The organism is Streptomyces sp. NPDC048389 (assembly GCF_040706335.1).
In the GTDB taxonomy this organism is placed as follows: Bacteria; Actinomycetota; Actinomycetes; order Streptomycetales; family Streptomycetaceae; genus Streptomyces.
In genome coordinates, this window is the sequence record NZ_JBEZKP010000002.1 from 75,062 (window position 1) to 97,739 (window position 22,678).

The 22,678-nt window shown below is 73.6% G+C and carries 21 protein-coding genes; 10 read left to right on the top strand and 11 right to left on the bottom strand.

The window, feature by feature from the left end:
* Positions 1–106 precede the first annotated feature (106 nt).
* From AB0903_RS02090 to AB0903_RS02105, 4 genes are read right to left on the bottom strand one after another with little or no spacing between them, the layout of a single operon-like run.
* Entirely contained in the window at positions 107–502 is a 396-nt protein-coding gene (locus AB0903_RS02090) for a nuclear transport factor 2 family protein (RefSeq protein ID WP_366698022.1), read from the bottom strand.
* Between the two features lie 44 nt (positions 503–546).
* Positions 547–1,515, bottom strand: a complete 969-nt coding sequence (locus AB0903_RS02095; RefSeq protein ID WP_366698024.1) for an ADP-ribosylglycohydrolase family protein — start codon at positions 1,513–1,515, stop codon at positions 547–549.
* 23 nt (positions 1,516–1,538) lie between these two features.
* A complete protein-coding gene (locus AB0903_RS02100; protein ID WP_366698026.1) occupies positions 1,539–2,021 on the bottom strand; it encodes an ABA4-like family protein in 483 nt (160 codons plus the stop codon).
* On the bottom strand, positions 2,018–3,061 hold the full coding sequence (locus tag AB0903_RS02105; protein WP_366698028.1) for a hypothetical protein: 1,044 nt from the start codon (positions 3,059–3,061) through the stop codon (positions 2,018–2,020). The genes AB0903_RS02100 and AB0903_RS02105 overlap by 4 nt, the downstream gene beginning before the upstream one ends.
* A 174-nt stretch (positions 3,062–3,235) precedes the next feature.
* Between AB0903_RS02105 and AB0903_RS02110 the strand changes: the two genes are divergently transcribed.
* Positions 3,236–3,871, top strand: coding sequence for a MerR family transcriptional regulator (locus AB0903_RS02110; RefSeq protein ID WP_366698030.1), 636 nt, complete (start codon positions 3,236–3,238; stop codon positions 3,869–3,871).
* Between the two features lie 712 nt (positions 3,872–4,583).
* Here the strand turns inward: AB0903_RS02110 and AB0903_RS02115 are convergent.
* Both AB0903_RS02115 and AB0903_RS02120 read right to left on the bottom strand, forming a co-directional pair.
* On the bottom strand, positions 4,584–5,435 hold the full coding sequence (locus tag AB0903_RS02115) for a siderophore-interacting protein (protein ID WP_366698032.1): 852 nt from the start codon (positions 5,433–5,435) through the stop codon (positions 4,584–4,586).
* A gap of 91 nt (positions 5,436–5,526) precedes the next feature.
* Positions 5,527–6,432 (bottom strand): 5'-3' exonuclease, encoded by a 906-nt coding sequence (locus AB0903_RS02120; RefSeq protein WP_366698391.1) that lies wholly within the window; start codon positions 6,430–6,432, stop codon positions 5,527–5,529.
* Positions 6,433–6,760: 328 nt separating this feature from the next.
* Here AB0903_RS02120 and AB0903_RS02125 point away from each other — a divergent pair, with 328 nt between their 5' ends.
* Both AB0903_RS02125 and AB0903_RS02130 read left to right on the top strand, forming a co-directional pair.
* Complete coding sequence (locus tag AB0903_RS02125) at positions 6,761–7,354, top strand: XRE family transcriptional regulator (protein WP_366698393.1); 594 nt, start codon at positions 6,761–6,763, stop codon at positions 7,352–7,354.
* A gap of 10 nt (positions 7,355–7,364) precedes the next feature.
* The gene (locus AB0903_RS02130) at positions 7,365–8,111 is read left to right on the top strand and encodes a helical backbone metal receptor (RefSeq protein ID WP_366698034.1); all 747 of its coding nucleotides are present in this window, start codon (positions 7,365–7,367) and stop codon (positions 8,109–8,111) included.
* On the opposite strand, the gene AB0903_RS02135 is transcribed toward AB0903_RS02130, so the two are convergent.
* Positions 8,008–9,192 carry a TDT family transporter gene (locus tag AB0903_RS02135; protein WP_366698036.1) on the bottom strand — a complete coding sequence of 395 codons (1,185 nt, stop codon included), beginning with the start codon at positions 9,190–9,192 and terminating at the stop codon, positions 8,008–8,010. The genes AB0903_RS02130 and AB0903_RS02135 overlap by 104 nt on opposite strands.
* A 70-nt stretch (positions 9,193–9,262) precedes the next feature.
* On the opposite strand from AB0903_RS02135, the gene AB0903_RS02140 reads away from it, so the two are divergent.
* A complete protein-coding gene (locus tag AB0903_RS02140) occupies positions 9,263–10,183 on the top strand; it encodes a LysR family transcriptional regulator (protein ID WP_366698038.1) in 921 nt (306 codons plus the stop codon).
* Between the two features lie 138 nt (positions 10,184–10,321).
* On the opposite strand, the gene AB0903_RS02145 is transcribed toward AB0903_RS02140, so the two are convergent.
* The 3 genes from AB0903_RS02145 to AB0903_RS02155 all read right to left on the bottom strand — a co-directional run bounded on the left by AB0903_RS02145 (position 10,322) and on the right by AB0903_RS02155 (position 13,477).
* Positions 10,322–11,020 carry a gamma-glutamyl-gamma-aminobutyrate hydrolase family protein gene (locus tag AB0903_RS02145; RefSeq protein WP_366698395.1) on the bottom strand — a complete coding sequence of 233 codons (699 nt, stop codon included), beginning with the start codon at positions 11,018–11,020 and terminating at the stop codon, positions 10,322–10,324.
* A 36-nt stretch (positions 11,021–11,056) separates the two neighbouring features.
* Positions 11,057–12,532 carry an ethanolamine permease gene (gene eat, locus AB0903_RS02150; RefSeq protein ID WP_366698040.1) on the bottom strand — a complete coding sequence of 492 codons (1,476 nt, stop codon included), beginning with the start codon at positions 12,530–12,532 and terminating at the stop codon, positions 11,057–11,059.
* Between the two features lie 192 nt (positions 12,533–12,724).
* Positions 12,725–13,477 carry an FCD domain-containing protein gene (locus tag AB0903_RS02155; protein WP_366698042.1) on the bottom strand — a complete coding sequence of 251 codons (753 nt, stop codon included), beginning with the start codon at positions 13,475–13,477 and terminating at the stop codon, positions 12,725–12,727.
* A gap of 78 nt (positions 13,478–13,555) precedes the next feature.
* Here AB0903_RS02155 and AB0903_RS02160 point away from each other — a divergent pair, with 78 nt between their 5' ends.
* The 4 genes from AB0903_RS02160 to AB0903_RS02175 are packed head-to-tail and all read left to right on the top strand — an operon-like array spanning position 13,556 to position 18,112.
* Complete coding sequence (locus AB0903_RS02160; RefSeq protein WP_366698044.1) at positions 13,556–14,920, top strand: glutamine synthetase family protein; 1,365 nt, start codon at positions 13,556–13,558, stop codon at positions 14,918–14,920.
* A gap of 8 nt (positions 14,921–14,928) precedes the next feature.
* Positions 14,929–16,296, top strand: coding sequence for an aldehyde dehydrogenase family protein (locus tag AB0903_RS02165; RefSeq protein ID WP_366698046.1), 1,368 nt, complete (start codon positions 14,929–14,931; stop codon positions 16,294–16,296).
* Between the two features lie 6 nt (positions 16,297–16,302).
* Positions 16,303–17,085: a 3-oxoacyl-ACP reductase gene (locus AB0903_RS02170; RefSeq protein WP_366698048.1), complete on the top strand. Its 783-nt coding sequence runs from the start codon at positions 16,303–16,305 to the stop codon at positions 17,083–17,085.
* A 31-nt stretch (positions 17,086–17,116) separates the two neighbouring features.
* Complete coding sequence (locus AB0903_RS02175) at positions 17,117–18,112, top strand: DUF2510 domain-containing protein (RefSeq protein ID WP_366698050.1); 996 nt, start codon at positions 17,117–17,119, stop codon at positions 18,110–18,112.
* A gap of 31 nt (positions 18,113–18,143) precedes the next feature.
* Here AB0903_RS02175 and AB0903_RS02180 read toward each other — a convergent pair whose 3' ends face one another.
* The gene (locus tag AB0903_RS02180; protein ID WP_366698052.1) at positions 18,144–19,346 is read right to left on the bottom strand and encodes an amino acid deaminase/aldolase; all 1,203 of its coding nucleotides are present in this window, start codon (positions 19,344–19,346) and stop codon (positions 18,144–18,146) included.
* 1,170 nt (positions 19,347–20,516) lie between these two features.
* On the opposite strand from AB0903_RS02180, the gene AB0903_RS02185 reads away from it, so the two are divergent.
* Positions 20,517–21,491, top strand: a complete 975-nt coding sequence (locus AB0903_RS02185; protein WP_366698397.1) for a hypothetical protein — start codon at positions 20,517–20,519, stop codon at positions 21,489–21,491.
* Positions 21,488–22,675: a type VII secretion-associated serine protease mycosin gene (mycP, locus tag AB0903_RS02190; protein WP_366698054.1), complete on the top strand. Its 1,188-nt coding sequence runs from the start codon at positions 21,488–21,490 to the stop codon at positions 22,673–22,675. The genes AB0903_RS02185 and mycP overlap by 4 nt, the downstream gene beginning before the upstream one ends.
* The last annotated feature ends 3 nt before the right edge of the window (positions 22,676–22,678 follow it).

The window sequence follows — 22,678 nt, forward strand, 5'->3', positions numbered from 1 at the left end:
GTTCACGTTCACGGCAGCAGGACGGGCCACGGCTTGTGCGGCCGGGGCCCGTCCTGCTGCCGGAGGACGTCTCACTCGTCGGCGCGGGCCGTCACTTCCAGTGCCGTCACTTCCAGAAGGCGTTCATCTCGTCGATGTCCTCGACGCACTGGTCGATGTCGGTGACCTTTCCGCCCACGATGGTGAAGAACAGACCTTCGCGTAGCTCGATCCCGCGGTCACCCCGGTCCGCCCGCGCGGTGTGGAACGACATGACGTGCCCGCGACCGTCGGCGAGTACGGCCTCGACCTGGATCTGCATCGTGCCGGCGGTCTCCTCGCCGAGGCGGCGGAACATGCCCATGATCGCTTCCCGGCCCTTGTGGTGCCCGGAGACGATGTGGTTGCCCGGGACGTGGTAGACGGCGTCGGAGGCGATCAGCTCACCGAGAGTGTCCATGTCGCCGGCGACGAATGCCGTGTAGCCCCGGCGGACCAGGGCGCAGTCTGGGTGTTCGGACATGGCGATCCGCACCTTTCGTCCGTATATTTCCCGTTTGGTGTCCATCATCCGCCGGGGCGGATGCACTGTCCACGGCGGAGAGCGACGGCCAGGTCGGTGAGCTCCGGGAGGCGCAGCGCCCGGTCGCCGGACCCCGGCAGGGGTACGTGCAAGGGTTCCGTCCACCGCTTCGGCACCGCGTCGATCCCGTACATTGCGCCTGCGAGCGCGCCCGTCACCGCGGCCACCGTGTCGGTGTCGCCCCCGAGGTCGATCGCCGCCGCGAGGGACTTTTCGAACGAGGACGTCGTTCGCAGTGCCCAGAGCGCGGACCCGAGGCAGGGCCACACGGCGCCGTTGAACTCGGTCGCGTCCCCGGGCTGCCAGTCGGGAGCCAGGACCGTGGCCCAGCGGGACCGGTGGTGTGTGTCGACATGGCCGAGTGTCTCCGGGACGGCGGCGAGTGGATCCCCGCCGTCCAGGGCGACACGGATCAACTCGTGGAGCACCGCCGTGCCCTCCCAGGCTGCCCGGTCGCCGTGCGTGAGTGCGGCGATGCGGCGGGCGGCGGCCATCGTCGCCGAGCGGCCGGCCCCCGCGTAGTACACCGCGGAGGTGGCCGCCCGCATCAGCGAGCCGTTCCCGGCCGCCCGGCCCGTCATGGCGAAGTGCAGCGCCGCGGCGGTGTCCCAGGGGTCGCCGCTGCCGAGCACCTGCTCCGTCTGGAGGCCGATGTCCTTGGGGTCGCTCGCCGCCCAGCGCTGGAACCTGCGGAAGACGTCCGCCGGTTCCAGCCCGCCGTGCGCAAGGAGCGACTCGCCGACCAGTACGGCCATCTGCGTGTCGTCCGTCGCTTCGCCCGGATCCCAGCCGCCTCCGCCGCACATCTCGCCGCCCAGCCCGCCGAACCGGGCCCGGAACACGCCCGGTTCACCGAACTCGAAGGGTGCGCCCAGCGCGTCCCCCACGGCCGAGCCGACGACCGCGCCGACCGCGTGGGCCGTGACGGCGGGGGAGCAGGGAGAGCCTGGCATGCCGTCACCCTATGGTGCCGCAGTCACTTGGCCGTCGGCGAACGGTCCCACGTCCGAGCGAGGTCCTCGCGCCCGGCGCCTTCGCGAAGCGCCGCCGAACGGACGGCGCGCAGCACCAGGAAGAAGAGCAGGCCGATCGGCGACAGCAGGATCGTCAGCACCAACAGTGGGCCCATCACCGCGGGATGGACGCCCAGCCGACGCGCCTCGTGGTACATCCACTGGCCGACCAGCAGGTCCCAGGCGATGACCTGCGCCCAGACGGCGCCCGCGCCGTTCGCGCGGGCGGTGAGCTCGCGGAACACGTCGATGTCGGGGCTGCTGACCGCGGACCACAGCTCGGGTGCGACCGGCACGGCCAGTGTCACGTACACCAGCAGTACCGGGACGACCGTCAGCGGTGAGGCGGCGACGCGCTCGGTGAGGCGCCACCGGGGCGCGAAGATCAGCAGCAGCCACACCGGGGCGGCAAGCAGGAAGGACAGTTCGAAGAGGAAGCCGGTCATGCCGCGAACTCCTTGCCTGCGCCCGCGCCTGCGCTTACGTCTGCGCCTGCGCTGACGCCTGCGTCTGAGCCGGGGCCTGGGCCGGGGCCGGGGCCTGCGTCCGTGTCGGTGGCGGCGGGCCTGTCCCTGCGTTCCGTACCGCCCGCCGGCGGGGACGCCCCGCGCAGCGCCGCCCAGGTGCCCGCCGCCGCGGCGAGCAGGATCGCGGCGGCGGCGCCGAGCGTCGCCCCGTCCGGGGAGAGAAGCGCCTGACCGCGCAGCGCCTGCCAGGTGACGAGGGCGAACAACGCGCTGTACGCCCCCGAGGCGACGAGGACGAGTCGCAGCCGGACGCGTTCGTCCCGCAGCCGGGCGAAGCGCGGGGCCAGCATCAGCAGGGCCAGGAGCGCGAACGGGAGGATCTGCAGCGCGTGCAGGCCGACGAAATGCGGCACTCGCAGATCCCCGCCGGCCGACTCCCACCCCGTCAGCGCCATCGACGGGCCGCTGCCGTCCGTCACGCCGACGCCGTGCGCGCCGAGGACCTCCGGCGAGCCCGTCCGTGCCTCGGCGCGCTGCGCCGGCGTCGGCCGCGCCATCTGGAACCCGATCGCGGCTCCCATCAAGGAGAGGGCCGAGCCGACCCTGAGAGACCAGGCCAGGGCGCGGTCGGCCTGGTGGGTGCGGAACAACAGGACCGCGATGACCAGCGCACCGGCCCACAGGGCCACGACGGTCACCGCCATCGTGTCGAACAGCGCCTTGTCGAAGGGGGTCTCGTTGTTGAAGTGGCTGCGCCTGCCGCGCGCCGCCTGACCGGTGATCAGCAGCATCTCGATCCCGCTGGTCACCGCCACGACCGTGCCGGCCCACCAGCCGGTGCGACGGTGGCGCGGCAGAAGCGACAGCATCCACGCGAGCGAGAGCGCGTAGGCAGCGAACGACACCGAGAACTTGAAGGGCTTGAACCAGACCGGCGACCCGGCGACGGTCCGGTCGTCCACGGCCAGACCCACCGCCGTGATCACGGTGAGCACCGCCATCGAGGCGGCGAACACCATGAGCGGCCGATGCCAGGAGGTCCAGCGAGGGGCCGATACGGGTGCGGGTGAGGAAGAAGACATGACGCATACCCCCAGAGAAAGCACTATGGATAGTGGCACTTACTGCTATCCGATAGCGACACTATCTATGATGGGGGTACGGGATGGCAAGGGCGGAAGGACGAACAAGCGGTGCGCATCGGTGAATTGAGCCGCAGGACCGGGGTGCCGGTACCGACGATCAAGTACTACGTACGCGAAGGGCTGCTGCCGACCGGGGAGCTGACCAGTCCCAACCAGGCCAGCTACTCCGACGTGCACGAGCGCAGGCTGCGGCTCGTCCGCGCGCTGCTGGAGGTCGGCGGGCTGTCCGTCTCCACGATCAGGGATGTGCTCGTCGCCGTCGACGATCCGGACCGGTCGGTCCACAAGGTGCTGGGCGCGGCCACGGACCCTCTCGTACCGCGGTACGAGACGGGCGACGAGTCGTCGGGACCCGCCCGGAAGAAGGTCCGCGAGCTGATCGCGCGCCGCGGCTGGGCGGTCGAGGACGACCACCCGGCGGCGGAGGCACTGGCGGAGGCGCTGGCGGCGCTGGAACGGGTGGGCCACGGCGCGTTCGCCGAGGTCCTCGACGACTACGCCGCCGCGGCGGAGCAGGTCGCCGCGGCGGATCTGGCCCATGTGGGCCGGCGGTTCGGCCTGGACGACCTGGTGGAGAGTGTGGTCGTCGGCACGGTGATCGGCGACGCGATGCTGGCGGCGCTGCGGAGGCTGGCGCAGGTGGACGGGTCGGCGCGGGTGTTCGGCGGGGGGCGGGGCGGGTAGGGGTGCCGCTGCGCTGTGCCGTTCCCCTCGCCGCCCCTTTCCGGAACCGGGGCCGGCCCCGGGCCCCGCGCCTCAATCGCCGGCGGGGCTGGAGCCGCCCTGCCGGCGTCCTGCCTTTTCGCGGGCCGGAACCCGGCCCGCCGGCGGCATTTCCAGCCGAGCCGGGGGAGTTCGAGGTCACCGCGTGCAGCGCGATACCGGGCACGGGCGGAGCCCGGCACGGGTACGGCAGTCGGGGCGCGGCAGAGGCACGGCAGCCGGGGCGGAGCCCGGACACGCGGCGCGGAGCCCCGGGCGCACCGGCGGAGCGAGGGGCCCGGGACCGGGCGAGCGTGGTGCCCGGTCCCGGGCGGACCCCGGTACTCGCGAGGGGCGGGGAGGGGGGCAACTTGCCGCAAGTGCCCGCACGTGCCGTCGTCTGTGGCCGCCAGGCCCGCCGTGTTGCCGCCGGGCCCGTTGCCGCCAGGCCCGCCGCCCCGCCCGTGCCCGCCGGCCCGTCGCTCCGTGAGCCGTCTGTGGCCGCCAGGCTCGCCGCGTTGCCGCCGGGTCCGTGCCCACTGGTCCGTGTCCGCCGCCCCGTTCACGCCCGTCGCTCCGTGGGCCGCCCGTGCCCCGTAGGCTCGCCGTATTGCCGCCCCGTCCGTGCCCGCCGGAGCGCCCCGCCAGGCTCGCATCCGCCGGGCCGCCGGCCACGCGCCCGCGCGTCAACGCGTCACGCCATGCCCTCCTGCTCCCGCTCCACCTGCTCGTTCCACTCGCGCTTCACCGCGCGCCACGCCTCGTCCGTCTTGCCCAGGCGCCAGTAGCCCGAGATCGACAGCTGGTCCTTCGGGATCTGGCGCTCCACCCGCAGCAGGCGGCGGAGCTCCTTCACGCAGGCCGCCTCGCCGTGCACGAACGCGCAGACCCTGCCCTCCGGGAAGTCCAGCGTCGCCACCGCCTCTACGAGGGCCTCGCCGACCGGACGGTCTCCGCGGTGGAGCCAGGTGATCTCCGCACCGTCCGGTGTGGCGGTCTTCTGCTCGTCGTCGGGGCCGTCGATCTCCACGAAGGCGTGGACGACCGCGCCCGGCGGCATGTGCTCCATCGCCGCCGCGATCGCCGGCAGCGCGCTCCCGTCGCCGGCGAGCAGGTGCCAGTCCGCCTCCGGGGCGGGGGCGTAGCCGCCTCCGGGGCCGAGGAGACGCATCCTGTCGCCGACGCGGGCCCGGTCCGCCCACGGCCCGGCCAGGCCCTCGTCACCGTGGACGACGAAGTCGATCGTCAGCTCCCGGGTGGCGGCGTCCCAGCTCCGCACCGTGTAGGTACGGTTCGCGGGCCACTGGTCCCGCGGTAGTTCCTCGCGGATCCGGTCCATGTCGAACGGCTCCGGGTAGCTGACGCCCTCGGCGGGAAAGACCAGCTTGACGTAGTGGTCGGTGTATCCGCCGAGTTCGAACGCGGCCAGCCCCTCGCCGCCGAGCACCACCCGCACCATGTGGGGGGTGAGCCGCTCCGTGCGCACCACCTCGGCCTCATGGATCTTCGGTGACGTGCGGGCCGGTCGTTCCGCTCGGTCTGCCACGGTGCTGCTCCCCTGGACGTACGGACGAAGGTGGTCGCTTAGGCTTACCTAAGTTAACATCTTCGTTCCGTGGCCCGGGTGGTCCGCCGCCTCAGCGCTTCAGTGCGTTCAGCAGCCGCACCACCGCGCCGCCCAGCCCCCACCGCTCCGCCAGCTCCCCGACGGCTGCCGGATCGCGCGGGGCGGCGGGCAGCGCCGCTTCGAAGTCGGGCAGCGCGACGTCCGTGGCGACTCGTACCACCTTCGGCGCGACGGCGAGATAGGCCCGCGCCTCGTCCAGTCGCCGCCGCTGCGCGGGTGTCAGTTTCGAGGTGCGGTCGCCGACGGCGGCCATGATCCCGTCCAGGTCGCCGTACGTGTCGAGCAGCTTCGCCGCGGTCTTCTCGCCGATGCCGGGCACGCCGGGCAGTCCGTCGCTGGGGTCGCCGCGGAGCAGCGCCAGGTCGACGTAGCCCGGCCCGTTCACCCCGTACCGCTCGCGCAGCCACGCCTCGTCCGTGACCTGTAGGGTCCCGACTCCCTTGAGCGGGTACAGCACGCGCCGCTCGCGAGCGTCGTCGACCAGCTGGAACAGGTCGCGGTCGCCGGTGACGATGTCCACTGGGCCGGGCGCCCGGTCGGTGAGCGTGCCGATGATGTCGTCCGCCTCGTACCCGTCGGCGCCGACGCGGGCGATACCGAAGGCCGCCAGCGCCGCCTCGATGACCGGGACCTGCGGAGTGAGGGTGTCGGGGACCTCTTCCTCGTCCGGCCCGAGGTCGTGCTCCTGCGCGACGCGGTGCGCCTTGTACGACGGGATGAGGTCGACGCGCCACTGGGGGCGCCAGTCGTTGTCCCAGCAGGCGACCAGATCGTCGGGCCGGTGGTCCTGGACCAGCCGGGCGACGAAGTCGAGGAAGCCTCGTACCGCGTTGACCGGCGTGCCGTCGGGGGCCCGGACCGAGTCCGGGACGCCGTAGTAGGCACGGAAGTACAGGGAAGCGGTGTCGAGGAGCATCAGGCGTCGGGTCACGGGCACGATGATGCCGTACCCCACTGACAGCCGGCCCCCGAGCCGGTGACCGGCGTTGCGGCGCGCCGGGGGCCGCCGCCGACCCAAGGGAAGCGGGACGGGCTCACCCGGCCCCGGCCCTCACGCGAAGGTGTGGATCCGGCCGACACGGGGGGATCCACCCCGTCCCGGCGCCCGTCCGCTCCGCTCGGGACCCTCGGAGCCCTTTGCTCACGCGCTTGTCGAGTACGTGTGGACCGATGGTGCGTATGGTGAGACAGGACCCAGGGGAACCCAGGGGAGGGGAGCCCGGCCCATGGACACGATGGACGCGATGGACGCCAAGGACGCCAAGGACGCCAAGGAGAGGGAAGAACCTCTCCGGGTGGGCGCGGCCGTGCGCAAACGCCGCAGGAACCTCGGCCTCACACTGGCCGCCGTCGCCGCACGCAGCGGTCTCTCGGTGCCCTTCCTCAGCCAGATCGAGAACGAGCGGGCCCGGCCCAGCATGCGCTCCCTCCAGCGGGTCGCCGACGCCCTCGACACCACCGCGCAACGGCTTCTCGCCGCCTCCGACGCGGGACGCACCGTCGACCTCGTACGCGCCGGCGACGACGCCCGCACCTCCGGGCCCGGCGACGGCATCCGCGCCCTGGTCCGCGGACGGCACCAGCTGAACGCCCTGGAGTTCACCGGGGAGCACGAGACCGGCCGCGAGTTCGAGCACCGCAACGACGAGCTGCTGTACGTCGCGGACGGCGCCGTAGAGGTGGAGGCGGAGGGCCGGGCCTACCGGCTGGGCCCCGGCGACGCGCTCTTCCTGTCCGGCGGCGTACGGCACCGCTGGCGCGCCACCACCCCCGACACCCGCATCCTCGTCGTCGCCGTCTCCGAACACGTCGCCACGACCAGCGACCCGCGCGGCTGAGGCGGCCCCGGTGCGCGTCGTGTCCCTGGTGCCCTCGCTGACCGAGGCGATCGCCGTCACCGCGCCCGGCCTCCTTGTCGGCGTCACCGACTGGTGCAGCCATCCGCCCGCTCTCGACGCCCGGCGGATCGGCGGCACGAAGAACCCGGACGTGGCGGCGGTGCTCCGCCTTCGGCCCGACCTGGTGGTCGCCAACGAGGAGGAGAACCGCGCGCCCGACCTGGCCGCGCTGCGTGACGCGGGCGCCGAGGTGCTCGTCACCGAGGTGCGGGACCTCGACCAGGCTTTCCGGGAACTGGAGCGGGTGCTGGTGACCGGATGCAACCTCGCGCGACCGCGCTGGCTGGACGCGGCGGAGGAGGCATGGGCGGCGGTCGAACCACTGCCGCGGCTGCGGGCCGTGGTGCCCGTGTGGCGGCGGCCGTGGATGGTGCTCGGCCGCGACACGTTCGCCGGCGACGTGCTCGCCCGGCTCGGCGTCGTCAACCTGTACGCCGGGCACGCCGAGCGCTATCCGCGCATCCCGCTGGACGAGTTGCGGGCCGGCGGCGCCCAGGCCGTCGTCCTGCCCGACGAGCCGTACCGCTTCACCGCCGACGACGGCCCGGAAGCCTTCCCGGGGCTGCCCGCCGCGCTCGTCGACGGGCGGCATCTCACCTGGTACGGGCCGTCTCTCGGCCAGGCGCCCGCGGTGCTGGGCGCGGCCCTCCGCGCGGCGCGGCAAGCAGTTCCCGGCGCAGCAGACCGCGCACGGTGAGCGTTCCGGCGACCGCCCACGCCGTGGCCAGGAACGCGTAGAGCGCGACGGCAAGCCACTCGTACGCCACCAGACCCGTACGCTCGGCGAGCGCCGCCGAGCCCGTCACGCACGTGCCGACCGGGAAGGTGAACGCCCACCAGCCCATCGTGAACGGCATGCCGCGCCGGGCGGCCCGCAGGACCATCGCCGCCGCCGGCACCAGCCACAGCAGGGCGAACCCCATCACCGGCACACCGTGGACGACGGCCAGCACGCCGAACCCGGACGCGTACCCCGGGCCGAGCGCGAGCGGCGCCGCGTCCGCCAGCTTGTCGGCGGCGGTCGTCGACTGGCCGAGCGGGCCGAGGACGAGAAACAGCGAAGGGGTCAGGGCGAGCGGCAGCGGGCCGTGGTGCACGAGCCGCGCGAAGACCACCGGCAGGACGAGCAGGGTCGCCAGCAGACTCAGACCGAACACGGTGCAGCTCGCGAGCAGCACCGCCTCCCGCCACTGGCCGGGCGGCAGACGCGGCACCAGCAGTGGCCCCGTCGAGGCCGAGACCATCGGCCCGACGACCGGCAGCAGCCACACCGGCGACGCGCCGCCCGGCGCGATCCGGTGACGCGCGATCATCAGATACGGCACGGCGACGGCGATCACCAGGCCGAGCAGTGCCCCCGTCGCGAACAGGACGAACCCGGCCGTGGTCGCCGCGCCCGGGCCCACCACGTCTCCGCCGAGCGTCAGCGTGCCGGCGCCGACGGACGACAGCGCCATCGAAAGGCATCCGTAGAACGGGGCCACGGCCGGATCGAGGAGATGGGCGCGGGCCTGGTCCCGGTGGTGGACCCAGTGCGCCGCCCGGGCGGTGAGCACGACGGCCAGCAGTGCGGCGGACAGCGCCCAGACACCGGTGCACGCCGCTCGCAGACCCGGGACGTCCACGGGAAGCGCGACCCCGGCGCTCGCGATGATCGCCGTCCCCATGACGGCGGCGTACCAGTTCGGTCCGAGATGCCGGAGCGACGGCACACGGTGCGCGTCAGGGGCCCGGACCGGCCGGGGAGCGAGGGGGCGGGGCTGTACGGCGGTGACCATGAGCTCACGTTCGCCGACGCGGTCCCACCCCACCAGGGAGCCTGTCGCTATCGCCTCATAAGCTGGTCTTATGACCGAAGAGCCGCGCGTGCCGCTGAACCACCGGGTGCCGGACCTGGGGGCGCTGGAACTGCTGCTCGCGGTGGCCCGGCACGGAAGCCTCGGGCGGGCCGCCCGCGAGGTCGGCATCACCCAGCCCGCCGCGAGCAGCCGCATCCGCTCGATGGAGCGCCAGCTCGGCGTCGCCCTCGTCGACCGCTCCCCGCGCGGCTCCCGGCTGACCGAGGCCGGAGCCCTGGTCACCGACTGGGCACGGCGGATCGTGGAGGCGGCGGAGGCGTTCGACGCGGGCGCCCAGGCGCTGCGGGGCCGCCGCGACTCGCGGCTGCGGGTCGCCGCGAGCATGACGATCGCTGAGTACCTGCTGCCCGGCTGGCTGATCGCGCTGCGCGCGGGCCGCCCCGACACGGCGGTCTCGCTGATCGCGGGCAACTCCTCGGCGGTGGCGCAGCGGCTGCTGTCCGGCGAGGCCGACCTCGGCTTCGTCGAGGGCCTCTCCGTCCCGGAGGGCCTCGACGGCACGGTCATCGGCCACGACCGGCTGTTCGTCGTCGTGGCCCCCGGCCACCCCTGGGCCCGTCGGCGCCGGGCCCCGCTGACACCGGAGGAACTGGCCCGGACGCCGCTGGTGCTGCGGGAACGGGGGTCCGGTACGCGGCAGGTCCTCGACTCCGCGCTCTCCGGGTACGGCGGGCTCTCCGCGCCGCTGATGGAGCTCGCCTCCACGACGGCGGTGAAGGCGGCGGCCGTCAGCGGGGCGGGCCCGGCGGTCCTGAGCGAGCTCGCGGTGACGGAGGAGCTGTCCTCGCGCCGCCTGACGCGGGTACCGGTGGAGGGCGTGGCCCTCGAACGAGACCTGCGCGCCGTCTGGCCCCACGCCCAGCGGCCGACCGGTCCGGCGCGGGACCTGCTGGGGCTGACGCGGGGCTGACGCGGGGCGCGGGGTTCGGGAAGGAGCCTTGAGCGGACCGGCGGACACAGCCCCGCCGGCGGTCCAGGCACGGGTTCGGGCGGAGCCAGGTTCGTTCGCGAAGGGCGGGGGCGGGGGACGGCACCGCGCAGCGGAGGGTTACGCGGAGGCCGCCCGTACCAGGCCCGCCATCACCCGGCCGTCCGTACCCATCTCCGGGTGCCACTGCACCCCCAGCACCCACCCCGCCCCCGCCTCGGCCTCCGCCCGCTCGACCGCCTCCACCGTCCCGTCCTCCTCCGCGTACGCACTCGGCACGAGCCCCCGGCCCAGCCGGTCCACGGACTGGTGGTGGTACGTCGGGACGGCGGAGGTCTCCGGAACCAGCGAGCCGTACAGCGTGCCCGGCACCGGCTTCACCGTGTGCGTGCCGAAGACGCCGACGCTCTCGGTGTGCCCGTCGAGATGCTGAACCAGCGTCCCGCCGAGTGCGACGTTCAGCAGCTGCATACCGCGGCAGATGCCCAGCAGCGGCGTTCCGGACGCGAGGGCCGCCCGGATCAGGGCGAGTTCCCAGGCGTCCCGTTCGGGCGCCGGCGGGCCCGTGCGGGGATCGCGCTCCGCGCCGTACCGCTCAGGCGCCACGTCCGGGCCGCCGGCGACGACGACGCCGTCGAGGCGGTCCACCACGGACTCGGCGAGGGCCGGCTCGTCCGGCGGGAGCATCGCCGCGAGGCCGCCCGCCGCCTGGACGAGGCGCGGATATCCGGCCGGCAGCAGCGCGGCGGGCAGCTCCCACACGCCCCACCGCGCGGCGCCCTCCCAGTACGTACTGATCCCGATCAGTGGCTGCGACACCACCACCACCGCCTCCGTCTTCGTCCGGCGTCCGGTCTACTTCCGTTCCAGTTCGGCCTCCGCGGCCGCCAGCGCCGCGAACTCCTCCTCCGGCGCCCTGGCCACCAGATGGTGGCGGCTGTAGAACGCGAAGTAGGCGAGCGCCACGGCGTACACACCGAGCGCCAGGAACGCCGCGTCCTTGTCCACGAGGAATGTGGCCACCAGTGCCGACAGCGCCAGCACGAAGGCGACCGAGGAGGTGGCGACACCGCCCGGCGTGCGGTAGGGGCGCGGCAGCCGCGGCTCCCGGCGGCGCAGGACGATGTGGGACAGGGCCATCAGCGCGTAGCTGATCGTCGCACCGAAGACGGCGATGTTCAGCATCCGCGCGCCGTTCCCGGTGCCCGCCGCCAGCGCGAAGCCGATCGCGCCGGGGATGAGCAGCCCGAGGTAGGGGGACTTGCGGCGGCTGGTCAGGGACAGGAAGCGCGGCAGGTACCCGGCGCGGGAGAGGGCGAAGAGCTGCCGGGAGCCCGCGTAGATCAGGGAGAAGAACGAGGCCACGAGACCGGCGAGGCCCGCGTAGTTCACGAAGCGGCTCAGCGCGGTGGGCTCGCCGTCGCCCTGCAGTGCGACGACCAGCGGATTGCCGGCTTCCTGGATCGCTGCGGAGCCGCGGGCGCCGCTCGCCGCGAAGAAGGTCAGCAGCGCGAGCAGCACCAGGACGCCCATGGAGATCGACAGCGCCTTCGGCATGGAGCGCACGGGGTCCTTCGCCTCCTCCGCGGCGAGCGGCACGCCCTCGACTCCGAGGAAGAACCACATGCCGAAGGGGAACGCGGCCCAGATGCCCAGCAGGCCGAAGGGCAGCCAGGAGTTCGCACCGAACGCCTCCGTGTCGACGGGGATGTCGTTCAGACCTCCGCCGCTGAACTCGGTGAACGCGCCCACCGCGAAGATCAGCAGTGCCGCGACGGCGATCGCGGTCACCACCAGGCTGAAGCGCAGCGCCTCGCCGACACCCCACAGATGGATGCCGATGAAGATCGTGAAGCAGGCCAGGTAGACCGGCCAGCCGGACTCCAGGCCGAAGAGCCCCAGGGATTCGACGTAGTCGCCGATGAAGATGGAGATCGCGGCGGGGGCGAGGATGTACTCGATGAGGATGGCCGTGCCGGTGAGGAAGCCGCCCCAGGGGCCGAGTGCGCGGCGGGCGAAGCCGTAGCCGCCGCCGGCGGTGGGCAGGATCGCGGACAGTTCGGCGAGTGCGAAGACGAGGCAGGCGTACATCGCGCCCATGAGCAGGGTGGCGACGGCGAGCCCGCCGAAGCCGCCCTTGGAGAGTCCGATGTTCCAGCCGGAGAAGTCGCCGGAGACGACGTACGCGACGCCGAGGCCGGTCAGCAGCAGCCAGCCGGCGCTGCCCCGGCGCAGGGTGCGCCGGTTCAGATACGCGTCCCCTTCGGGGCCTTCGGGCCCGGACGACGGGAGAGCGGGGGACGGGGTGCGCGATGTGGTGCCGTCGGCCATGGTCGCTCCTGGCTCGGTCAAAGGTTTGTGCGGACACCTTTGCGGCCGGGCGGCGGCAGCGCAAGCCCTCTGCGTAAAGCCGGCGTTACGGATCGCCGTCCGGCGCCGACCGCGCCCCACCCGTCCCGCCGCGCCCCGCTCGTCCCGCCACGCCACCGGACGCAGGTGCACCCGCCCGGCCCCTGCGCCCCGTCACGGCAGGAAGCCCCGCAGCAGTGCGGCGGTCCCCTCGCAGTGCTCCCGCATCACCTCGCGCGCCGCGTCCGGGTCGCCGTCCAGTACCGCCTCGACGAGGGCCGTGTGCTGGTGCTGCGAGTGCTCCAGGTTCCGTACCAGCAGCGGGATGCAGTCGAGCAGGTCGTTCAGGGTGGCCCGCACGGCCGCGTACTGGGCGGTGAGCGAGGCGGAGCCGGAGAGTTCGGCCAGCGTGAGATGCAGCAGCGTGTCCTGTCTGCGGTACTCCGGCAGCGGGGCGTCGTGCGTCGCGGTCAGCGCGTTCCGCAGTTGCCCGGCCCCTTCGTCCGTCAGGCCGTGTGCGGCGCACAGCCCGGCCGCGCCCACCTCCAGCACCTCGCGGAAGCGCAGCGTGTCCTCGACGTCCACGCCGGCCACCCGGCGCCGCAGCTCGGCCTCGCCGGGGCTGTCGGGGCGGTGGAGCACGAACGTTCCCCCGTAGCGGCCGCGCCGGCTCTCCACCAGGCCCTGCTCGGTGAGGACCTTGAGCACCTCGCGGAGTGTGACGCGGCTGATTCCCATGCGCTCGGCCAGCTCTCGCTCCGCCGGCAGCCGCTCCCCGCCGGGGACCAGTCCGAGGCGCAGCAGCTGGAGGATCTGTTCGAGCGCCTCCTCGAAGCCGTTGCCCGCGCGCACGGGGCGCAGGACGGGCGTCAGCCGGTCCTGCGGCCCGTCCGCCGGTCCGTCCGTCGTGCCCTCTGTCTTCGTCACCTCGCCGTTTCCCCTTCCCAAGCAATGGTCTTCAGCAATACCTTATGACTCCCGGCTGACCCAAGGAGGAACAATCCCGTGGCAGACCGACAACCACCGCTCGCCCTCGAAAAGCTGCGGGCCCTCGTGGCGAGCGGCGAGATCGACACCGTCGTCCTGGCCTTCCCCGACATGCAGGGACGTCTCCAGGGCAAACGGTTCGCCGCCCCCTTCTTCCTCGACGAGGTCGTCGCACACGGCACCGAGGGCTGCAACTACCTCCTCGCCGTCGACACCGAGATGAACACGGTCGACGGGTACGCGATGTCCTCCTGGGACCGCGGCTACGGCGACTTCGCCATGCACCCCGATCTCACCACGCTGCGCCGCATCCCCTGGAACGAGGGCACCGTACTCGTCGTCGCCGACCTGGCCTGGAACGACGGCTCGCCCGTCGTCGCCGCCCCCCGCCAGATCCTCCGCCGCCAGCTGGAGCGCCTCGCGGAGCACGGATACACGGCACACGTCGGCACCGAGCTCGAGTTCATCGTCTTCAAGGACACCTACGAACAGGCATGGGACAGCGGCTACCAGGGCCTCACGCCGGCCAACCAGTACAACATCGACTACTCGGTCCTCGGCACCGGCCGTATCGAACCCCTGCTGCGCCGCATCCGCAACGAGATGACCGGCGCCGGTCTCACCGTCGAGTCCGCCAAGGGCGAGTGCAACCCGGGCCAGCACGAGATCGTCTTCAAGTACGACGAGGCCCTCGTCACCTGCGACCAGCACGCCGTCTACAAGACCGGCGCGAAGGAGATCGCCGCCCAGGAGGGCGTCTCGCTCACCTTCATGGCCAAGTACAACGAGCGCGAGGGCAACTCCTGCCACATCCACCTCTCCCTCCAGGACGCCGACGGCCGGGGCGTCATGGCCGGTGACGGCCCCGGCGGGATGTCACCCGTCATGCGCCACTTCCTGGCGGGCCAGCTGGCGGCACTGCGCGACTTCTCGCTGCTGTACGCGCCGACCGTCAACTCCTACAAGCGCTTCAGGCCCGGTTCCTTCGCCCCCACCGCCGTCGCCTGGGGCGTCGACAACCGCACCTGCGCGCTGCGCGTCGTCGGCCACGGACGCTCGATGCGTTTCGAGAACCGGCTGCCCGGCGGTGACGTCAACCCGCACCTCGCCGTCGCGGGACTCGTCGCCGCCGGACTGCACGGCATCGAGCAGCGGCTCGAACTGCCCGACGCCTGCACCGGAAACGCCTACTCCGCCGACTACGAACACGTCCCCACCACCCTGCGCGAGGCCGCCGAACTCTGGGAGACCAGCCCGATCGCCAAGGCCGCCTTCGGCGACGAGGTCGTCGCCCACTACCGCAACATGGCGCGCGTCGAACTCGACGCCTTCGACTCCGCGGTGACCGACTGGGAGCTCCGCCGCTCCTTCGAACGCATGTGAGGCACCCCTTGGCGTACACGCACCACGACGTACTCGACCCCGCCACCGAAGAGATCGTGCGCACCGTCCCCGCGACCACGCCGGCCGAGGTGGACACCGCCGTCGCCCGCGCCGCGAAGACTCAGCGGCAGTGGGCGGCCGCCGCCCCCGCGGACCGGGCGCGGCTGCTGCGCCGCTTCGCCGCCGTCGTCGACGGCCACATCGAGGAACTGGCCCGGCTGGAGGTTCGCGAAGCCGGCCACACCATCGGCAACGCCCGGTGGGAGGCGGGCAACGTCCGCGATCTGCTCGACTACGCCGCCGGGGGAGTGGAGCGGCTGAACGGCCGTCAGATCCCCGTGCCGGGCGGCATCAACATCACCCTGCTCGAACCGCTCGGCGTCGTCGGCGTGATCGCACCGTGGAACTTCCCGATGCCGATCGCCGCCTGGGGCACCGCCCCCGCCCTCGCCGCCGGGAACGCCGTGCTGCTCAAGCCCGCGGAGACCACGCCCCTGACAGCCCTGCGCCTCGCGGAACTCGCCCTCGAGGCCGGTCTGCCCGAACACCTCTTCCAGGTGCTGCCCGGCGCCGGTGACGTGGCCGGGAACGCGCTCGTCGAGCACCCGGGCGTCGCGAAGATCGTCTTCACCGGCTCCACCAGGGTCGGGAAGAACATCATGGCCAAGTGCGCCGACCGCGTGAAGCGGGTGACCCTCGAACTCGGCGGCAAGAGCCCCAACATCGTCTTCGCCGACAGTGATCTCGACGCCGCCGCGGCCGCCACCCCCATGTCGTTCCTCGACAACAGCGGCCAGGACTGCTGTGCGCGTACCCGCATCCTCGTGCAGGCGTCGGTGTACGACCGGTTTCTCGACCTGCTCGCCCCCGCCGTCGAATCGGTCGTCGTCGGTGACCCGTCCGACGAGAAGACGCAGATGGGCCCGCTGATCTCACGCGCCCAACTGGACCGGGTGCGCGGTTACGTCCCCGACGACGCGAAGGCGATCCGGGGCACCGCGCCCGACGGGCCGGGCTTCTGGTTCCCGCCGACCGTGCTCACCGACCTCGCCCCCGATGCCCCCGCCGCCTGCGAAGAGGTCTTCGGGCCGGTGGCCGTGGTCCTCCCCTTCGAGGACGAGGAGGACGCCGTACGGCTCGCGAACGCCACCGAGTACGGCCTGTCCGGATCGGTCTGGACGCGCGACGTGAGCCGTGCGCTGCGCGTCTCCGGCGCCGTCCGCGCGGGCAACCTCTCCGTCAACTCCCACTCCAGCGTCCGCTACTGGACCCCGTTCGGCGGCTACCAGCAGTCCGGCCTGGGGCGCGAGCTGGGCCCCGACGCCCTCACCGCTTTCACCGAGACCAAGAACGTCTTCATCAGCACGGAGGACTGAGACACCATGACCGAGACCCCGCTCTGCCGCCGCCTCGCAGGCCGCACCGCAGTGATCACCGGCGCCGGCAGCGGCATCGGCCTGGCAGCCGCGCGCCGGCTCGCCTCCGAAGGCGCGAACGTCGTCTGCGGCGACATCGACGAGACGGCGGGCAAGGCCGCAGCCGACGAGGTGGGCGGCACCTTCGTACGCGTCGACGTCACCGACGCCGAGCAGGTAGAGGCGCTGTTCAAAACGGCGTACGACACCTACGGCAGCGTCGACGTCGCCTTCAACAACGCCGGCATCTCGCCCCCCGACGACGACTCGATCCTCACCACCGGCATCGACGCGTGGCGGCGCGTCCAGGAGGTCAACCTCACCTCCGTCTACCTCTGCTGCAAGGCCGCCATCCCCTACATGCAGCGCCAGGGCCGGGGCTCCATCATCAACACGGCGTCCTTCGTCGCGATCATGGGCGCCGCGACCTCCCAGATCTCCTACACGGCCTCCAAGGGCGGCGTGCTCGCCATGTCGCGCGAACTCGGCGTCCAGTTCGCCCGCGAGGGCATCCGGGTCAACGCGCTGTGCCCGGGGCCGGTCAACACCCCGCTGCTCCAGGAGCTGTTCGCCAAGGACCCCGAGCGGGCCGCACGCCGCCTGGTGCACATCCCGGCCGGTCGCTTCGCGGAGGCGGACGAGATCGCCGCCGCCGTCGCCTTCCTCGCCAGCGACGACTCGTCGTTCGTCAACGCCACGGATTTCCTGGTCGACGGCGGGATCTCCGGGGCGTACGTCACCCCTCTTTAGCCCGTCCCCAGGCCGCCCATAGGGTGGCGGGATGAGCATGACGATCCCTCCCGGCTGGTATCCGGACCCCCAGGCGCCGCACACCGAACGCTGGTGGGACGGCACGGTCTGGACCGCGCACTCCCGCGCGGCCCAGGCCGGCGCCGCCGCGCAGGGGCCCGCTCAGCCGTACGGTCCGGGCCAGTCGTCCGGGCCCCCGCAGCCGCACACGGTACCGATGCGGCAGGCGGGCGCCACCGGGACCCGGGGCGGCGGCAACAGGAGGCTGATCGCGCTGTCCGTCACCGGCGTGGTGCTGGTCGCCGCGGTCGCGGGCGGCGCCGTACTCCTCGGCCGGGACGACGGCGGCTCCGCACCCGAAGCCACCCCGAGCAGCAGCGCCGGGCCCACCGCGGCGACGGACGACCCGCAGGACCCGGAGAGCAGCGACGGTCCCTCGCCCGGCGCGTCCGAGGACGCCACCGTCCTCGAGGACCAGCTCAACGGCATCACCCTCGCCATCCCCGACGGGTGGGTCCGGGCGAACAGCTCCCTCGAAGAGGGCGCGACGATCTACACGGACGACACCTACGACTGCCCGGCGGGCGGGTCCTCCCTCTGCCGCCACGCCCGGGTGTCGTCCGTCGCGGCGAACGTGCCGTCGGCGGACACCACGGCCAAGACCCTCGCCGAACAGGACGTCGCCGAGACCGCGGAGGCCGTGTACGGGGAGGACAGGCTCGGCGGCCGTCCCCACGGCGGCATCGAGTCGCACACGGTCCTCGAGTCCCAGAACTACGCCGTCGCAGGAAAGGCCGGCTACCTGGTGCGCTGGCGGGTCGTCACCGGCGAGGGAACCGGCGGCTACGTCCAGACGATCGCGTTCCCCTCACCCGCGGGCACCGGTGCGCTGATGGTCGTCCGCTTCGCCTTCGACGCGGCCCCCTCGGCACCCGGGCTCGAAGTGATGGACCAGATCGCGGCCGGCATCCGCCCCGTCAAAGACGCCACCGGAGGCGGCGTCGGCAGCAGCATCGGCCCCGGCTGACGGCCGCCCCGGCGCCTGCCGCGCTCCGTCTTCACAGGAAAGTGCGTCCCTCACCCCGGTACGTCGGCGCGGTGCCCGTCACCCGGTCGCCCTCCACGAGGTGGAGCGCCTCGAAACGCTCGCACAGCTCACCCGCCTTGGCGTGGCGGAACCACACCTTGTCGCCCAACAGCAGGTCGTCGGCGGCGGCCCCCAGCAGGGGAGTCTGCACCTCTCCGGCCCCCTCCTGAGGGTCGTAGCGCAGCCCTTCCGGCAGATACGGCGCGGGCAGCCGGTCCCGGCCTGCCGCACCCGAAGCCGGGTACCCGCCGCCGAGCACCGTCACCGCGCCCACGCCGGGGCGGCGCACCACGGGCTGGGCGAACAGGGCGGCCGGGCGCCCCGTGAACGACGTGTAGTTGTCGAACAGCCGCGGTACATACAGCCCGGACCCGGCCGCGATCTCGGTGACGGAGTCCTCGGCGGCCGTGTGCTGCACACTCCCGGTGCCGCCGCCGTTCACGAACTCCAGCTCCGGTGCCACGGCCCGCACCGCCCGTACCACCGCGGCCCGCCTCGCCGCGAGCTCCTTACGGGCCGCACGCTGCATCAGCCGCACGGCACGCGAACGCACCGGCGAACCCGCGACCGAGTCGCCCACCCCGGCGACATGCCCCTCGTACGCCATCAGCCCCACCAGCCGGAAACCCGGCCGACGCGTGACGGACCGGGCCAGCTCGGCGAGCTGAGCGGGCTCGCGCAGCGGAGAGCGCCGCGCGCCGACCCGGACGCGGCCGCCCAGCAGGCGCAGCGCGGTGTCCAGTTCGAGACAGACCCGGATCTCCTCCGTGCCGCCCGCGCGGGCCCGGTCGATGAGCTCCAGCTGCGCCGGGTCGTCGACCATCACCGTCACGGTGGCGGCGAGCTTGGGGTCGCCCGCGAGCTCCGCGAAACCCGCGCGGTCCGCGGACGGGTAGGCGAGCAGCACGTCCTCGAAACCGGCCCGTGCCAGCCAGATCGACTCGTCCAGCGTGAACGACATGGTCCCCGCGAACCCGTCCATGGCCAGAACCCGTTCGAGCAGCGCCCGGCAGCGCACCGACTTGCTGGCGACACGAACCGGCTTGCCGCCCGCTCTGCGCACCAGATCTCGGGCATTGGCGTCGAACGCCTCGAGATCGACGATCGCGAGCGGTGCGTCGAGATGGGCGGTGGCCCTGTCGTAGCGGGCCCGGTCAGCGGCACGGGGAGTCATGGACCGAGCTTGCCAGACACGATTACCCCGGGGTAGGGGATGTTCTGGGCAGATCCCCACGGACCACCGGCGCGTGGCCGAGGTGGTCGGCCGTGCCCGTTAGAGTGACGGCACGAAGTGATGAACGGCCCTGCCCCGGGCGGTGGTAGGCCGGCGGGACGTGGTCGAGCAACAGGGGGTGGCATGAGCACGGAGGCACAGCGCCCTTCCGGCCCGCAGCCCCCGCCCCGCTCCCGCATCTCGGACGCGCTCCTGCCTCCGGACGCCGCCGGCCCGCCGTCGCATCCGTCGTCCCGCGATGACGGCGCAACCGGGTCCGCGCCCGGTGCGGCCCGCCGCCCGGCATCCGGCGACCGGCCACCCCCCGGTGCGGCCCCCCGCCATGACGACCCCGTCGCACCAAGGCGCGCCCCGGACACTCCCGCACCCGGTCGGCCGGCATCGCTCCCGCGCCCGTCCAACAGCACCACCGACACCCGCCTCCCGCCGACCCCTCAGCGGCCGACGGCTCCATCCCCGCCGCACGCGGAAGGTGCTCAGCCGTCCCGTCCCGGCCGGGCCGTCGGCGCGCCTGAGCGGCCGGCGGCTGCGGACCGCGGTCGTGCCGTGCCTGCGTCGCGCGCCGAAGGCGCGGGGAACGCCCGTCCCGGTCAGGTGTCCGGCACACCCGGGCGTCCGAGCGCTCCGGGCTCCGGGCCGGCGGCCCCCGGGCCCCGCAGGTCCGATTCCGCGGGCAACCCGGAGCACCCGACGGGTCCGGTCACGCCTTCCGTGGGGCAGGCTTCCCGTGCCGCGCAGCCGTCCGCCGGGCGGCCGGCTTCCCCGCCGAGTCACCCCGCTCCGCCGCCGCGTACCGCAGGGGCAGGGGCTTCCCGGCCCGACCAGGCCGGCCGGGCACCCGGGTGTCCGACTGGCCCCGCCGGGCCGCAGCCCCCCGCCGTGCCGCAGGCCCGCGTCGAAGGCGCGACGGCGGCCCCGCGCGAGGCGGGTGGCTCGGCCCGGCCTTCAGGCGGAACGCCGCCGCCCGCACGGCCGGTGACGCCACCGGTCCGTGCCGACGGGGCGATCCCCGAGGTCGAGACCACCACCCGGCTTCGCCCCGTCACCGACCGGCCACCGTCCCGGCCGCTGCCCCCGCCACGGCCACCGCGCCCCGTCGGCAGCGTCGACATGACGCCGCGGCCCGATGCGCCGCGGCCGCCCGGGCAGCTGTGGATCCCGCCGGAGACACCGGCCGAGATGACCACGCGGCTGCGACCCGTCCCCGCACGGCATCCCGCGCGGACCGTCGGGGCCCTCGTCTCCGTCGTGCTCGGGCTCGGTCTGATCGGCGGTGCCGTCACCGGCACCTGGCTGACCGGCGACTCGAGCGCCGACACCGCGGACGGCGCCACCTACGCACAGGTGCGCGCCGCCTGGCACAGCGTCCCCGTGGACACCCTGTTCCCCCGTACCCTCACCGGCGACGACGCCGGCCCGGGCGGTGCCGACCGGATGTGGACGCGGATCGCCGTCGCACCCGACGGCGACTGCGCGGCCGCCCTCGACCCGCTGCTCACCAAGGCGCTCGAGCCCGTGGGCTGCGCCCGTGTGCTGCGCGCCACGTACACCGACGCGACTGCCAGCAGCGTCATCACCGTCGGGCTCGTCTTCACGGAGGCGGACCGGCAGGGGATGCTCGCTCTGCACAACCGGTTCACGACCGAGTCGCTCGGCGAGCGCACCGACCTGATGCCCGGAACCTTCCCGGCGAAGGGCACCGTCGCCGCCGGTTTCGGCAGCGCCCAGCGTGCCAGCTGGACGGTCAAGGTCGTGACCGAGGCCCCCGTCGTCGTCTACGCGGTCTCCGGATTCGCCGACGGCCGTGCCGTCAGCGACCCGCAACCCGCCGACGACGCCCGGGCCAAGGGCGCGACGAGCGCCCCCGCCCAGGCCGGGCTCGGCCATGAGGCCGCCGGTGTCGCGAAGCGCATCGAGGAGGGCCTGCGCCGCGCCGTCGGCGAGGGCAAGGACGGCAGCGTGGGCGGGAACGAGGTCGGGGACGGGAGCCAAGACGTGGACGCGAGTCAGGACCGCGCCACGGCCGGCGCCACCGGCCACGGCACGGACCACGGCACGGACCACGGCACGGAGAGGTCCCCATGAGACGCCTGCCCACCCGCCGTCCCCTCGCCCTCCGCTTCGTCGCCGCCTTCGCCGCCACCGCATTCGTCGTGCTGCCCGCCACCCCCGCGCACGCCGACGGCATCCGGGCCCAGCAGTGGAGCCTCGAGGCGATGCACACGGAACAGGCGTGGCAGACGACCAAGGGCGAGGGCATGACCGTCGCGGTGCTCGACACCGGCGTGGACGACCTGCACCCCGACCTGGCCGGTTCCGTACTGCCCGGCAAGGACTTCATCGGCTTCGGCGCCGCCCGCGGCGACCGCGCATGGGCGCGGCACGGCACCGCGATGGCCGGCATCGTCGCGGGCCACGGCCACGGCCCGGGCCGGGAGTCCGGCGTGCTCGGTATCGCCCCGGAGGCGAAGATCCTGCCGGTCCGGGTCATCCTCGAGGGCAGTGACAAGGCCCGCGACCGGGCCCGCAAGTCCCGCGGCACCGCCCTGGCCCAGGGCATCCGCTGGGCGGCAGACCAGGGCGCCGACGTCATCAACCTCTCACTCGGCGACGACAGCGAGTCGGCCCACCCCGAGGCCGCCGAGGACGCGGCCGTCCAGTACGCCCTCTCGAAGGGCTCGGTCGTCGTCGCCTCCGCCGGCAACGGCGGCGAGAAGGGCGACCGCGTCTCGTACCCCGCGGCCTACCCGGGCGTCATCGCGGTGACCGCCGTCGACCGGTGGGGCACCCACGCCTCGTTCTCCACCCGCCGGTGGTACGCCACCGTCAGCGCCCCGGGCGTCAACATCGTGATCGCCGACCCCGACGGCCGCTACTACGAGGGGTGGGGCACCAGCGCCGCCGCGGCCTTCGTGTCCGGCGCGGTCGCCCTCGTACGCTCGGCGTATCCCGAGCTGACGCCCGCCCAGGTCAAGCAGCTCCTCATGGACACCGCACGCGACGCCCCCGAGGGCGGCCGCGACGACGCCAAGGGCTACGGCATGGTCGACCCGGCGGCGGCGATCACCGAGGGCGCGAAGCTGCGCCCCGGCGACCTGAAGGCGGCCACCGCGGGATACGGCAAGGAGTACTTCGGCCCCGGCCCGACGCCGGCCGACGAGGACGCCGGTGTCGGCGGCTGGCTGGCCGCGGCCGCCGGTGGCGCCGGCGCTCTGCTGTTGGCCACAGCCGTCGCCCTCTGGCGCGGCGGCCGCACCCGCCGTCCCTGACCG

Coding starts and splice junctions, on each gene's coding strand:
- AB0903_RS02090 (WP_366698022.1), bottom strand. CDS start 502: ATGTCCGAACACCCAGACTGCGCCCTGGTCCGCCGGGGCTACACGGCA.
- AB0903_RS02095 (WP_366698024.1), bottom strand. CDS start 1,515: ATGCCAGGCTCTCCCTGCTCCCCCGCCGTCACGGCCCACGCGGTCGGC.
- AB0903_RS02100 (WP_366698026.1), bottom strand. CDS start 2,021: ATGACCGGCTTCCTCTTCGAACTGTCCTTCCTGCTTGCCGCCCCGGTG.
- AB0903_RS02105 (WP_366698028.1), bottom strand. CDS start 3,061: ATGGTGTTCGCCGCCTCGATGGCGGTGCTCACCGTGATCACGGCGGTG.
- AB0903_RS02120 (WP_366698391.1), bottom strand. CDS start 6,432: ATGCTCCTCGACACCGCTTCCCTGTACTTCCGTGCCTACTACGGCGTC.
- AB0903_RS02125 (WP_366698393.1), top strand. CDS start 6,761: ATGGACGCCAAGGACGCCAAGGACGCCAAGGAGAGGGAAGAACCTCTC.
- AB0903_RS02135 (WP_366698036.1), bottom strand. CDS start 9,192: ATGGTCACCGCCGTACAGCCCCGCCCCCTCGCTCCCCGGCCGGTCCGG.
- AB0903_RS02140 (WP_366698038.1), top strand. CDS start 9,263: ATGACCGAAGAGCCGCGCGTGCCGCTGAACCACCGGGTGCCGGACCTG.
- eat (WP_366698040.1), bottom strand. CDS start 12,532: ATGGCCGACGGCACCACATCGCGCACCCCGTCCCCCGCTCTCCCGTCG.
- AB0903_RS02170 (WP_366698048.1), top strand. CDS start 16,303: ATGACCGAGACCCCGCTCTGCCGCCGCCTCGCAGGCCGCACCGCAGTG.
- AB0903_RS02175 (WP_366698050.1), top strand. CDS start 17,117: ATGAGCATGACGATCCCTCCCGGCTGGTATCCGGACCCCCAGGCGCCG.
- AB0903_RS02180 (WP_366698052.1), bottom strand. CDS start 19,346: ATGACTCCCCGTGCCGCTGACCGGGCCCGCTACGACAGGGCCACCGCC.
- AB0903_RS02185 (WP_366698397.1), top strand. CDS start 20,517: ATGACGCCGCGGCCCGATGCGCCGCGGCCGCCCGGGCAGCTGTGGATC.
- mycP (WP_366698054.1), top strand. CDS start 21,488: ATGAGACGCCTGCCCACCCGCCGTCCCCTCGCCCTCCGCTTCGTCGCC.